The sequence below is a fragment of the Mesonia ostreae genome (genome assembly GCF_031845265.1).
GTDB lineage: Bacteria > Bacteroidota > Bacteroidia > Flavobacteriales > Flavobacteriaceae > Mesonia > Mesonia ostreae.
The window spans coordinates 1-12,434 of the sequence record NZ_JAVRBG010000013.1 but is presented as its reverse complement, the minus strand read 5'-3'; the positions used below and the strand labels follow the sequence as shown (position 1 = coordinate 12,434).

Sequence of the window (12,434 nt, the reverse complement as noted above, 5' to 3'; positions counted from 1 at the left end):
GCTTAAGTTAAATGCTTTTGAGCTTTATATGAGGAACGAACCAATGCGCCACTCTCTACGTGTCTAAAGCCTAACTCTAAACCAATTTCTTCATATTTTTTAAATTGATCTGGAGTAATAAATTGCTGTACTGGTAAATGATTTTTACTAGGCTGAAGGTATTGTCCAATGGTAACAATATCTAAACCTACACCTCTCAAATCTTTTAGCGTTTGAATCACTTCTTCTTCTCTTTCTCCTAGCCCCAACATAATCCCAGACTTAGTTCTTTCTATTCCTTGGTCTTTTAAATATTGTAAGACTGCTAAACTTCTATCGTATTTTGCTTGTATACGCACTTCTCTAGTTAAACGTTTTACCGTTTCCATATTATGTGAAACCACTTCCGGCTTGACCGCTATAATCCGATCTATATTTTTTTCTACACCCTGAAAATCAGGAATAAGCGTTTCTAAAGTCGTATTAGGGTTCATTCTTCGGATAGCTTTTACGGTTTCTTGCCAAATAATAGATCCCATATCTTTTAAATCGTCACGATCTACACTGGTCACCACTGCGTGTTTAATATCCATCAATTTAATGGAACGTGCAACTTTTTCTGGCTCATCCCAATCTACATTTTCTGGACGACCGGTTTTAACTCCGCAAAATCCACAACTACGCGTACAAACATTTCCCAAAATCATAAAAGTTGCTGTACCCTCACTCCAGCATTCTCCCATATTAGGACAACTTCCAGAGGTACAAATAGTATGTAAGTCATACTTATCTACCAACTTTCTAAGGTTGCTGTATTTCTTACCAGTAGGCAATTTTACCCGTAACCATTTTGGTTTTGGCGTACGTTTTGTGTTTTCTTTTACTAAAGTTTCAACAGACATAAATGTAAATTTGTGTCACAAATATAAATAAATTTGGAAGTATAATGTACGGAATTGATTTCTTATTGATTCCATTTAAAAATGAAAATATAAAAAGTTTCTATTCGCGTTCTTTGATGCTTTCTGCCAGTAATTTTTTGGCTCGCAAAAGTTTCACTTTAATGTTGTTCATGGGCTCATCTAAAGTTTCAGCAATATCTTTATAAGACATTTCCTCAAAAAAACGATAGCGTATCACTTCTTGATAATGCGGCTTTAGCTGTTTGATATGGAACAATAAGCTGATTAGATTTTGCTCTGTAATTAATTGATCTTCTGCGGAAGGAGTCTCGTCTACGATATTCTTTTCGAGTGACTTATCTACACTTAAAGTAGGTATTGATTTTACTCTTTTAGAATCTATGTGAATGTTTTTTGAAATGGTGATCAACCAGGTTTTGAACTTATATTCTTTATTGTAGGTAGAAATTTTGTCAAAAGCTCTACTGAAGGTTTGTATGGTAATTTCTTCTGCTTCGTATTCATTATTGGTTCTTTTTAATTGAAACCGAAAGACATCATTCCAAAAAAAATCTAACAAAAAAAGAAAGGAAATTTGATTTCCAACTTTAGCTTTGGCGATATGTTCTTCAATTTCTCTCAAATCATTACTTCCAATGTACGGGTTTAGAAATCAAATTATGTACAAATATACCAAATTGTGTGGCGAGCAATACTATTTCTTGAAAAGGCATAAGCCAGAGAAGTCCTTTCTCGTTTAATGTTTTTGCTGCTTTGCCTATTACTATATATTTCAGGAAAAGTTTGAAAATAAAAAAACCTATGATCCAATAAGCAAAATTAGAATCGGCTATCCAAAGAATAGCTCCTAATAACCAAAATAAAACCTGACTAGCAAAATAGAGTCCTAAAAGAAATTTATGTTTAGGTTTATAATGACTTGCCGTAGAAACATGTCTTCGCTTTTGAGTGTACCATTCTTGCCAAGTATTTTTAGGCTCACTTTTGGTAAATCCATCTTTCTCTAATACCAAAGCCACATTTTTTGATGTAGCAGCTGCATTTACAAACAAATCATCATCTCCAGATAAAATATTCATATGTGGTACAAACCCGTTGTGATCATAGAAAAGCTGAGATGTATATGCTAAATTTCTTCCTACGCCCATATAAGCAGAACCCCAATACGCATAAGAGAAATATTGCGTCGCTGTGAGAAGGGTTTCATAGCGAATCATTTTATTTAAAAAGGAATTTTCTATGGTATCGTAAGATCCATAACCTAAAACAATTTCTTTTGTTTCACTAAATTGGGAAGCCATAAGTGACAACCATTCGTTGCTTTTTGGTTTACAATCTGCATCTGTAAAAATTAAATGCGAATGCATCGCCTTTTTTATTCCTAAAGTAAGTGCATATTTCTTATTGCCCCAAAATCTCTCGTTATTTTGTACGTTTACAATCTTAATTCTAGCATCTTGTCTTTGAAAATCTTCCATCACCTCTAGAGTTTCATCAGCGGAAGTATCATTCACTAAAATAAGTTCGAAATCAGGATGCGATTGTTTTAAAAATAAAGGAATATTCTCTTGTAATGAAGATGCCTCATTCTTGGCACAAATAATAAGAGAAACTGGAATATAATTTTGATTGTCATTCTCAATTTTTCTCTCTTTATAAGAAAAGAAGAAAATTCCAAAAAAAAGGAAATAAGAAAAATTAATTGCTACAATGCATAGAAATGCAATAAAGAGAACTTGCAACATTAATTCTTATGCTTATGAATTTGATTCCTTAGCACATTCAGCTTGATCTGGAGTTTTTCCACAAAAACCACAAGACTCTCCACTTTTATTAAGATAGGGATTTTCACTAGCACAAGTTCCTGCAAACTTACCATCTTTTTTCGCCCAAATTTTAATAGCAATTCCAGCGAAAGCTAATCCCAACAATACGATTGTCAATATAAGTAATTTCATAATGCAAAAATACAACAATACTTTCTTACAGAAAAGCTCTTAATTTATTTAATATAAAATTTACATTATTTAACTTAAATTTAGGGAGTTTAAAAATATACACGTTTGTTAATCACATACCTTAGCATCATATTCAACCAAAAAAATATAATTATGAAACTGAACAAATTAGTAGTATTAGCATTAATGTCCGTATTCACCTTTGCTTCTTGTGAAGATGACAAAAAGAACAACAACAAAGATATGAATGAAGTTGGAATGGACGACGATATGAAGGAAGTGGACATGGAAGTGGATCCACAAATTGAAAGAGCTTCAAAACATGAGGATGGAGATATGAATTCTGATACATCTGACTCTTCTGATATGAATTTGGCACAAGTAACGATGAACTCTGACAAGCACACCACTTTAGTTTCTGCGGTGCAAGGTGCAGGAATGGTAGCTAAATTAGAATCTGAAGGACCATATACCATTTTAGCTCCAACCAACGAGGCTTTTAACAAGCTTCCAAAAGGAACGGTTGAAGGATTAATGAAGCCCGATAACAAACAAAAATTAGAAGACGTATTAAGTTACCACATTATTCCAGGTGCTATAGATTCTACAAAAATGATGGATCTTATCAACTCAAGTGAAAATAAGAAATATACTGTAGTTACCGCCAACGATGGTAAAATTGATGTGACCGTTGAAGATGGTAAAGTAGTTTTAACCGATGCTAAAGGAAATAAAGCACACGTTACCACTGCAGATATGAAAGGATCTAATGGTTATGTGCATTCTATTGATGCGGTTTTAATGAGAAAGTAAAATAATGTATTAAAAAGTTTAATCATTAATTTTAAAAAGCAGGTTTTGAAAATTCAAAACCTGCTTTTTTTATGAAATAACATTTACTTCCATCTCTAAACGAATTTCAAAAACATTCCAAATTTTCTTCTGAATTTCTTGCGCAAGCTTGTAAATATCTTTGCCCGTTGCATTTCCATAATTTACCAGAACCAAAGCCTGATTTTCATGGACGCCAGCATCTTCTCTTCTATATCCCTTAAACCCTGCCTTTTCAATTAACCAGCCCGCAGGAATTTTAATTTCGTTTTCTGAAACAGTATAAGAAGGTATTTCTGGAAATTTCTCCTTTAGCTTAGCAAAAGCAGTCTTATCAACAATCGGGTTTTTAAAAAAGCTTCCGCTGTTTCCTAATTCTTTCGGGTTTGGAAGCTTGGATTGCCGAATAGAAATTACAGCATTAGAAATATCTTTAATACTTGGGGTATCAATATTTTCTTTCTCCAATTCAGCTAAAATAGCACCATATCCCGTATGCAGTGAGTGTTCTTTTTTCGTTAAACGGAATAAAACACTTGTAATAATATATTTATCTTTATTCTCATTTTTAAAGGTAGAGTTTCGATATCCAAAATCACATTCTGCCTTAGTAAAGGTTTTAGTTTGTAACGTTTGTTTATGAATGGCTTCGCAGCTCACAAAAGAATCTTTGAGCTCTACCCCATAAGCCCCTATATTTTGAATAGGACTCGTACCTACATTCCCAGGAATTAAGGATAAATTCTCTAAACCTCCAAAATTGTGAGCAATACACCAACGTACAAACTCATGCCAGTTTTCACCAGCATGAGCGCGTACGTAAGCATAATTTTCATCTTCCCGTTCTAGGGCTTTTCCCTTAAGGTTGATATGTAAAATGGTTTGATCTATATTTTTTAAAAGCAAAATATTGCTTCCACCTCCCAAAATAAACAACTCGTGAGCGTAAACTTGCTGAAGAACTTCTTTTAGTTCCTCCAAACTACTTACCGAAACAAATGCTTTGGCAGAAACATCAATACCAAACGTATTATAATCCTTTAAAGAAAAATTTTTATAATGCTCCATGAGCCTCATTATACGTAGTCAATGCAGATTTTAAAATATCTATCGCTTCTACAAGATGCTCTTTTTCTAAGACATAAGCAATTCTCACTTGGTTCATTCCCGTTTTTGGCGTAGAATAAAAACCTTCTGCTGGAGCAACCATTACAGTTTTACCATCTTTATCATAACTTTCTAATAACCATTTTGCAAAATGATCGGCATCAGCAACAGGTAATTCTGCGATACAATAAAAAGCTCCGTTTGGTTTCGCTACTTTTACGCCATCTATAGCTCTTAAGCCTTCAATCAAAGTATCTCTACGGTCTACATATTCTTCAATCACATCATCAAAATAAGATTGTGGCGTATCTAAAGCAGCTTCACTTGCGATTTGAGCAAAGGTTGGCGGACTTAATCTTGCCTGTGCAAATTTCATCGCAGTAGCAATTAACTCTTTATTTTTAGAAACCATGCAACCAATTCTAGCGCCACACATACTATAACGTTTAGAAACTGAATCAATCATAATAGCATTCTCTTCTAAACCATTTTGGTTCATCACCGAGTAGTGTTCTAAACCTTCGTAGGCAAACTCTCTGTACACTTCATCTGCCATTAAAAATAAGTCGTACTTTTTCGCTAAAGCGGAAAGCTGATCCATTTCTTCTTTGGTGTACAAGTAACCTGTAGGATTTCCTGGGTTACAAATAATAATCGCCTTGGTTCTATCGGTAATTAATTTCTCAAATTCAGATACGGGAGGTAAGGCAAATCCGTCTTCAAATTTTGCCTGTACAGGAAGTACTTTCACTCCTGCAGAAGTAGCAAATCCGTTATAATTAGCATAAAAAGGTTCTGGAATAATCACTTCATCCCCAGGATCGGTTACACTTCCCATAGCAAATAATAAAGCTTCAGAACCACCGGTAGTGATAATGATATCTTCTACCTCAATAGGTAATCCTATATTTTGGTAATACTTGGCAAGTTTTTCTCTATAACTTAAGAAACCTGCAGAGTGACTGTAAGAAACGATTTCTAAATCATGATTCTTAACGGCATCTAAAGCTACTTGTGGCGTTTTAATATCGGGCTGACCAATATTCAAGTAAAATATTTTTTTCCCTTGTTTGGTAGCTTCATCAGCATAAGGAACTAATTTTCTAATAGGAGATTCTGGCATGGCCAGACCTTTGGAGGATATTGAAGGCATAAAATTGTTTTTACGCAAATTTGCAAAAAATAAAAGAAATTCCTTCACGATTAGGTATAAAAAAAGCCCTTTAAAAGGGCTTTTCATATTCTTGTCTCGTTTATTTCTCTAAAACGCTTTTGGTATCTTTTTTATTAATATATCCTTTGATTTTTAAAGGAATTTGAGAGCTCTCCACATTCGCATAAACGGTAATTGTCTTTCTAATTGGTCCTGGTCTCTTGGTATCATACTTTACTTTAATTACACCTGTCTCTCCTGGGGCAATAGGATCTTTTGGCTTTTCTGGCACCGTACAACCACACGTAGATTTTACATCACTAATTACCAAAGGCGCATCACCTACATTAGTAAATGTAAAAGATCTTACACCATCACTTCCATATTCAATAGTACCGTAATCTACAGTTTCCTCATCAAATTTGATTTCAGCTTGAGCACTAACAGCTATAGAAGTAAAGAGTGCAATTGCACAAATAATAAGATTTTTCATAATTTCTAAATTTTGGGCTAAAATAAAAGTTATTTTCAATTAAACCAAATAATGATATTAACAAATTATAATCTTTTAAAATAGTGTTTATATAAGTACTTTTGTATTCTTAATTCAAAAATTAGACCAAAATGGCTTTTGCTGCAACCTATAACGCTAAAGAAACAGAGGATAAGTGGTATTCTTACTGGATGAAAAATGATTATTTTCATTCTGAAGTAAACGAAAAAGAACCTTATACCATTGTAATTCCTCCTCCCAACGTTACAGGAGTCTTGCATATGGGCCATATGCTTAACAATACCATCCAAGATGTACTTATTCGTAGAGCTAGACTAAAAGGCTACAATGCGTGTTGGGTACCGGGTACAGATCATGCTTCTATTGCTACCGAAGCTAAAGTAGTGAACAAACTAAAAGAAGAGGGAATCAATAAAAATGATCTCAGTAGAGAAGAGTTTTTAGATCACGCTTGGGAATGGACTCATAAACATGGAGGAATTATACTAGAGCAGTTAAAAAAGCTAGGCGCTTCTTGTGATTGGGAACGTACCAAATTTACCATGGATGAAGACTTATCTAAATCGGTGATTAAAGTTTTTGTAGATCTTCATCAAAAAGGACACGTGTATCGCGGATATAGAATGGTGAACTGGGATCCGCAAGCCAAAACGACCCTAAGTGATGAGGAAGTAATTCATGTAGAAAAAGAAGGGAAACTTTATTTCTTAAATTATGCCATTGAAGGTAGCGATGACGTATTAAGCATTGCCACCACCAGACCCGAAACCATTTTTGGAGATACTGCCATTTGTATTAATCCAAATGATGAGCGTTTTACTCACCTAAAAGGTAAAAATGCCATTGTTCCTCTTTGCAACCGCGTTATTCCTATCATAGAAGACGAATATGTAGATCTAGAATTTGGTACCGGTTGTTTAAAAGTAACTCCGGCACACGATGAAAACGATAAGAATTTAGGAGATAAACATCAATTAGAGGTGATTGATATTTTTAATGATGACGCCAGCCTAAATAGCTACGGTTTACATTACGAAGGTAAAGATCGTTTTGATGCTCGAAGAGATATTGTAAAAGAATTGGAAACGCTTCAAATCTTAACCAAGACTGAAACTCATATTAATAAAGTAGGAACCAGTGAACGTACAGGCGCGGTTATTGAACCTAAGTTGAGCGATCAATGGTTTTTAAAGATGAAGGAATTGGCGCAACCTGCCTTAGACGCCGTCTTAGATAAAGAGGTTGCTCTTGTTCCTGAAAAATTCATCAACACTTACCGTCATTGGATGGAGAATGTTCGCGATTGGAATATTTCTCGCCAGTTATGGTGGGGACATCAAATTCCGGCTTATTACTACGGAGATGGAAAAGAAGATTATGTAGTTGCTGAAACTAAAGAAGAAGCTTTAAAACTAGCCAAAGAAAAGACCAAAAATGACAATCTAAGCTTAGCCGATTTAACTCAAGATGAAGATGCCTTAGATACTTGGTTCTCCTCTTGGTTGTGGCCTATGAGCGTTTTTAACGGAATTTTAGAACCCGATAATAAGGAAATTAATTACTACTACCCTACCAATGATCTTGTAACGGCACCAGAAATTTTATTTTTCTGGGTAGCCAGAATGATTATTGCAGGATACGAATACCGCGGAGAAAAACCCTTTAACAGCGTTTACCTTACCGGAATTGTAAGAGACAAACAACGCCGTAAAATGAGTAAATCCTTAGGAAACTCTCCAGATCCTTTAAAGTTGATTGATAAATACGGAGCAGACGGAATTAGAGTAGGAATGCTGCTTTCTTCGCCTGCAGGAAATGACTTAATGTTTGAAGAGGATTTATGTAAGCAAGGAAGCGGATTTGTAAATAAAATTTTTAATGCCTCTAGACTTATCCTTAACTGGGAAGTAGACCAAGATAAAACACAACCCGCATATTGTAAAACGGCAATCTCTTGGTACCAAGCTAAATTTCAAAAATCTTTAGCAGAATTAGATGATCATTACGGCAAATATAGAATTAGTGACGCGCTAATGACCACTTATAAGTTGGTTTGGGACGATTTCTGTTCTTGGTTCTTAGAAATGATTAAACCTCCATTTGGAGAAAAAATAGATGCTACCACCTACCAATGTGCTGTAGCGCTTTTGGAAGATAACCTAAAGATTTTACACCCTTTTGTACCTTTTATTTCCGAAGAAATTTGGCAAAATATAAGCGAGAGAAGTAAAGAAGAAGCATTGATTATTGCCCAGTGGCCAAAGCAAACATCAGTAGATGAAAGTTTTATTAAAGATTTTGAAACCGTAAAAGAAATCATTTCTGGAGTTCGCACCATCAGAAAAGAAAAAAATATCTCTTTTAAAGATAGCATCCAGATGAGTGTTATCAATAACGAAATACTAAGCACCTCTTACGACAGCATCATCGCTAAATTAGGAAATATAGAAGAGATCTCTTACGTGGAAGAACAGCAAACTAATAGCATGTCTTACCGTGTTAAATCTAATGAATACTTCATTCCTATGCTTGGAGCTATTGATATTGAGGAAGAAATTAAGAAACTCACTGAAGAATTAAATTACCAACAAGGTTTTTTAAAATCTGTAACCAAAAAACTCTCTAATGAACGCTTTGTAAATAACGCACCAGAGAAAGTGGTGGTTATAGAAAAGCAAAAATTAGCAGATGCTGAAGCAAAAATTGAAGCGATTAGGCAAAGTCTAACGAGTCTAAAATAAAACTTAAAACCTTTTACAAGTCAGTTTTTTCGATTAGTTTTGGACAAACCAAATATATAGTATTATGAAAAAAGTAGTTAGAACATTAGCAATAGCTGCAATCTTAAGTGTCTCTCTTACAAGCTGCAGAGATGAGAACAAAGAAACTAAAACCGTAGAAGGTGTAGAAGTGAGCAAAGATGCTGATATTGACATTAGCGATGACGGTGAAAAAATAAAGATTAAAGACGGTGAAACTGATGTAAAAATCAAAAGAGACGAGGATGGAAACGTCGAGAAAAAGAAAATTGAGACCGAAAACTCAAAGTATAAAGTAAAAAAAGAAGATGGAGAAGTAACCAAGGAAAAAATGAAAACAGATTAATAAGCTTCGTATTTTCTAAAAAAGCAAAACCCCAAGAATTATCTTGGGGTTTTATTTTTATCCAAAATGAAGAAGCTTACAATTTTTTGGCGTTTTTCACTTTTTGCTTCGTAAGTCCTTTTTCCAATACATCTTTCATATCAGACACGTAATGAAAAGTCAAACCCTTTAAGTAGTCTTCTTTAATCTCAGCAATATCTTTCTTATTCTCTTCACAAAGAATAATTTCTTTAATATGAGCACGTTTAGCGGCAAGAATTTTTTCTTTAATTCCACCTACAGGTAAAACCTTCCCACGTAAGGTTATTTCACCAGTCATCGCTAAGCTTTTCTTCACTTTACGTTGTGTAAATAAAGAAACTAAAGAGGTAAGCATCGTTATACCAGCACTAGGTCCATCTTTAGGTGTTGCTCCTTCTGGTACGTGAATGTGAACATTATAATTAGAAAAAACCTCTGGATCAATTCCAAACTCTTCCGCATTAGACTTAATGTATTCCATGGCTATGGTCGCTGACTCTTTCATCACCTTACCCAAATTTCCGGTAACGTTTAAGTTTCCTTTTCCCTTAGAAAGAATAGACTCTATAAATAAAATATCACCTCCTACACTTGTCCAAGCAAGCCCGGTTACTACACCAGCAACCTCGTTATTTTCATATTTATTTCGCTCTAATCGGGCTGGACCCAAAATGGTTACAATATCTTCATCCGTTATTTTTATATTATAATCTTCTTCCAAGGCAATACTTTTTGCCACATAACGCACAACTTTTGCAATTTGCTTTTCGAGACCACGTACTCCAGATTCTCTAGTATAACCCTCTACTACTTTGGTTAATTGAGATTTGCCCAATTTAATTTGAGCTGGTTTAAGTCCGTGTTCTGTAATTTGTTTAGGCAGTAAATGACGTTTGGCTATCTCTACTTTTTCTTCGATAGTATAACCCGTCATGTTAATAATTTCCATTCTATCCCTAAGCGCAGGCTGAATCGTATTTAAGCTATTGGCAGTTGCTACAAACATTACTTTAGAAAGGTCAAATCCCATTTCTAAAAAGTTATCATGAAATTCAGAGTTTTGCTCAGGATCCAATACTTCCAATAAAGCTGAAGAAGGATCTCCCTGATGACTATTGCTTAATTTATCAATTTCATCCAATACAAACACTGGATTACTGGTACCAGCCTTTTTTAAACTCTGAATAATTCGACCAGGCATAGCTCCAATATAGGTCTTACGGTGACCACGTATTTCGGCCTCGTCTCGAAGTCCTCCCAAAGATATGCGCACATATTCTCTCCCCAAAGCTTCTGCAATAGATTTTCCTAAAGAAGTTTTACCTACTCCTGGAGGTCCATAAAAGCAGAGAATCGGCGATTTCATATCGTTTCTCAATTTAAGTACAGCAAGATATTCTATAATTCTACGCTTTACTTCCTCCAGTCCATAATGATCTCTATCTAATATTTTCTGAGCTCTTTTTAGATCAAATTTATCTTTACTGAATTCATCCCACGGCAATTCTAAAAATAAATCTAAGTAATTACGCTGTATAGAATACTCCGCCACTTGAGGGTTCATGCGTTGCATCTTCTTAAGTTCCTTATCAAAATGCTTTGCAATTTTTGAGTTCCATTTCTTCTTCTTAGCAAGCTGTCGCATTTCTTCAATTTCCGTCTCTGCAGAAACCCCTCCAAGTTCTTCCTGAATGGTTTTCATTTGCTGATGCAGAAAGTACTCTCGTTGCTGCTGACTCATATCGCTCTGCACCTTTGACTGAATATCGTTTCTAAGCTCTAGCTTTTGAAACTCTGTGTTCATAAACTTCAAAGTTGACAAGGCTCTATTTCTTAAATTAGTCATCTCTAACAATTCTTGTTTTTCCTTTACGGAAAGACTCATATTAGAAGACACAAAATTGATTAGAAATGAAGGACTCTCTATATTTTTGATCGCAAAAGAGGCTTCAGAAGGTATTGAAGGACTATCTTTAATAATACGTAAAGACAAATCTTTAATAGATTCTACTATAGCTCCAAATTCTTCATTGTCTTTTGCCGGTTTCTCTTCTTGAATAGAAGAAATTCTAGCTTTTAAGTAAGGATCTTCCTGAAGAATCTCTTCAATCTGAAACCTCTTTTTACCCTGAATAATTACCGTAGTATTCCCATCAGGCATTTTAAGAACTCTTAATATTTTAGCAACAACGCCCACTTTATTAATATCTTTTGCTTCAGGATTCTCAACCTCGTCATCTTTTTGAGAAACTACTCCTATGGTTTTATTGCCATTATTGGCATCATTAATTAGAGTAATAGATTTGTCTCTTCCTGCGGTAATAGGAATCACTACTCCTGGAAACAATACCGTATTTTTTAAAGGAAGTATGGCTAATTCTTGAGGCAAGTCCTCACGATCAATCTCTTCTTCATCTTCTGGTGTCATTAGCGGAATTAATTCTGCATCTTCATTGATATCTTGCAGTGACAAATTGTCCATACTAAATATATTTGATTTTCCCATGTTTTATGTTTGGTCAAACTGTCAGTAAAAAACAGTTTTCTATTTATAAATTGAATTCGTATTCACTTTCGTGTATGTATAATCATACGTAAAGTATATAGGACAATTCTTATGCCAATAAAGACATCCCATAAAATGAATAAATTATAGTCACAATATAAGATTTCAACATAGACTATACTGAAATAAAATAAAACGAGTTGAATGGCTAAGTGATTTTTGATAACCCAGAAGCTTTGGAATGTATCCAAACTACGAGTAAACTGAAATCGAAGTGAAATCTTAAAAATGCTTTTCGGTGGCTAAGTTATTTACAACAGCCTCGAAATTTCGGGGG

Annotated in this window: 11 protein-coding genes; 3 read left to right on the top strand and 8 right to left on the bottom strand. The window is 34.6% G+C overall.

Going from position 1 to position 12,434, the window contains the following annotated elements:
* Window positions 1–2 precede the first annotated feature (2 nt).
* The 4 genes from lipA to RLT85_RS12155 all read right to left on the bottom strand — a co-directional run bounded on the left by lipA (window position 3) and on the right by RLT85_RS12155 (window position 2,860).
* Window positions 3–881, bottom strand: a complete 879-nt coding sequence (gene lipA / locus RLT85_RS12170; protein ID WP_311402323.1) for a lipoyl synthase — start codon at window positions 879–881, stop codon at window positions 3–5.
* Between the two features lie 100 nt (window positions 882–981).
* Window positions 982–1,461, bottom strand: a complete 480-nt coding sequence (locus RLT85_RS12165) for an RNA polymerase sigma factor (RefSeq protein WP_311402322.1) — start codon at window positions 1,459–1,461, stop codon at window positions 982–984.
* Between the two features lie 67 nt (window positions 1,462–1,528).
* Window positions 1,529–2,647 carry a glycosyltransferase gene (locus RLT85_RS12160; protein WP_311402321.1) on the bottom strand — a complete coding sequence of 373 codons (1,119 nt, stop codon included), beginning with the start codon at window positions 2,645–2,647 and terminating at the stop codon, window positions 1,529–1,531.
* A 12-nt stretch (window positions 2,648–2,659) separates the two neighbouring features.
* Window positions 2,660–2,860 carry a membrane or secreted protein gene (locus RLT85_RS12155; protein ID WP_311402320.1) on the bottom strand — a complete coding sequence of 67 codons (201 nt, stop codon included), beginning with the start codon at window positions 2,858–2,860 and terminating at the stop codon, window positions 2,660–2,662.
* 153 nt (window positions 2,861–3,013) lie between these two features.
* Between RLT85_RS12155 and RLT85_RS12150 the strand changes: the two genes are divergently transcribed.
* Window positions 3,014–3,673 (top strand): fasciclin domain-containing protein, encoded by a 660-nt coding sequence (locus RLT85_RS12150; RefSeq protein WP_311402319.1) that lies wholly within the window; start codon window positions 3,014–3,016, stop codon window positions 3,671–3,673.
* A 69-nt stretch (window positions 3,674–3,742) separates the two neighbouring features.
* On the opposite strand, the gene murB is transcribed toward RLT85_RS12150, so the two are convergent.
* The 3 genes from murB to RLT85_RS12135 all read right to left on the bottom strand — a co-directional run bounded on the left by murB (window position 3,743) and on the right by RLT85_RS12135 (window position 6,444).
* Window positions 3,743–4,759, bottom strand: coding sequence for a UDP-N-acetylmuramate dehydrogenase (gene murB, locus RLT85_RS12145; RefSeq protein ID WP_311402318.1), 1,017 nt, complete (start codon window positions 4,757–4,759; stop codon window positions 3,743–3,745).
* Complete coding sequence (locus RLT85_RS12140) at window positions 4,746–5,951, bottom strand: pyridoxal phosphate-dependent aminotransferase (protein ID WP_311402317.1); 1,206 nt, start codon at window positions 5,949–5,951, stop codon at window positions 4,746–4,748. Before RLT85_RS12140 ends, murB begins: the two co-directional genes overlap by 14 nt.
* Window positions 5,952–6,051: 100 nt before the next feature.
* Window positions 6,052–6,444, bottom strand: a complete 393-nt coding sequence (locus RLT85_RS12135) for a DUF1573 domain-containing protein (protein ID WP_311402316.1) — start codon at window positions 6,442–6,444, stop codon at window positions 6,052–6,054.
* A 131-nt stretch (window positions 6,445–6,575) separates the two neighbouring features.
* Here RLT85_RS12135 and RLT85_RS12130 point away from each other — a divergent pair, with 131 nt between their 5' ends.
* Both RLT85_RS12130 and RLT85_RS12125 read left to right on the top strand, forming a co-directional pair.
* Window positions 6,576–9,206 carry a valine--tRNA ligase gene (locus RLT85_RS12130; RefSeq protein ID WP_311402315.1) on the top strand — a complete coding sequence of 877 codons (2,631 nt, stop codon included), beginning with the start codon at window positions 6,576–6,578 and terminating at the stop codon, window positions 9,204–9,206.
* A 64-nt stretch (window positions 9,207–9,270) separates the two neighbouring features.
* The gene (locus RLT85_RS12125; RefSeq protein WP_311402314.1) at window positions 9,271–9,570 is read left to right on the top strand and encodes a hypothetical protein; all 300 of its coding nucleotides are present in this window, start codon (window positions 9,271–9,273) and stop codon (window positions 9,568–9,570) included.
* A gap of 76 nt (window positions 9,571–9,646) precedes the next feature.
* Here RLT85_RS12125 and lon read toward each other — a convergent pair whose 3' ends face one another.
* Window positions 9,647–12,097, bottom strand: a complete 2,451-nt coding sequence (gene lon, locus RLT85_RS12120; RefSeq protein WP_311402313.1) for an endopeptidase La — start codon at window positions 12,095–12,097, stop codon at window positions 9,647–9,649.
* Between the last annotated feature and the right edge of the window lie 337 nt (window positions 12,098–12,434).

What these genes read in the sequence shown, in the direction of transcription:
- lipA (WP_311402323.1), bottom strand. Translation starts at nt 881, where the DNA reads ATGTCTGTTGAAACTTTAGTAAAAGAAAACACAAAACGTACGCCAAAA.
- RLT85_RS12160 (WP_311402321.1), bottom strand. Translation starts at nt 2,647, where the DNA reads ATGTTGCAAGTTCTCTTTATTGCATTTCTATGCATTGTAGCAATTAAT.
- RLT85_RS12155 (WP_311402320.1), bottom strand. Translation starts at nt 2,860, where the DNA reads ATGAAATTACTTATATTGACAATCGTATTGTTGGGATTAGCTTTCGCT.
- RLT85_RS12150 (WP_311402319.1), top strand. Translation starts at nt 3,014, where the DNA reads ATGAAACTGAACAAATTAGTAGTATTAGCATTAATGTCCGTATTCACC.
- murB (WP_311402318.1), bottom strand. Translation starts at nt 4,759, where the DNA reads ATGGAGCATTATAAAAATTTTTCTTTAAAGGATTATAATACGTTTGGT.
- RLT85_RS12140 (WP_311402317.1), bottom strand. Translation starts at nt 5,951, where the DNA reads ATGCCTTCAATATCCTCCAAAGGTCTGGCCATGCCAGAATCTCCTATT.
- RLT85_RS12135 (WP_311402316.1), bottom strand. Translation starts at nt 6,444, where the DNA reads ATGAAAAATCTTATTATTTGTGCAATTGCACTCTTTACTTCTATAGCT.
- RLT85_RS12130 (WP_311402315.1), top strand. Translation starts at nt 6,576, where the DNA reads ATGGCTTTTGCTGCAACCTATAACGCTAAAGAAACAGAGGATAAGTGG.
- RLT85_RS12125 (WP_311402314.1), top strand. Translation starts at nt 9,271, where the DNA reads ATGAAAAAAGTAGTTAGAACATTAGCAATAGCTGCAATCTTAAGTGTC.
- lon (WP_311402313.1), bottom strand. Translation starts at nt 12,097, where the DNA reads ATGGGAAAATCAAATATATTTAGTATGGACAATTTGTCACTGCAAGAT.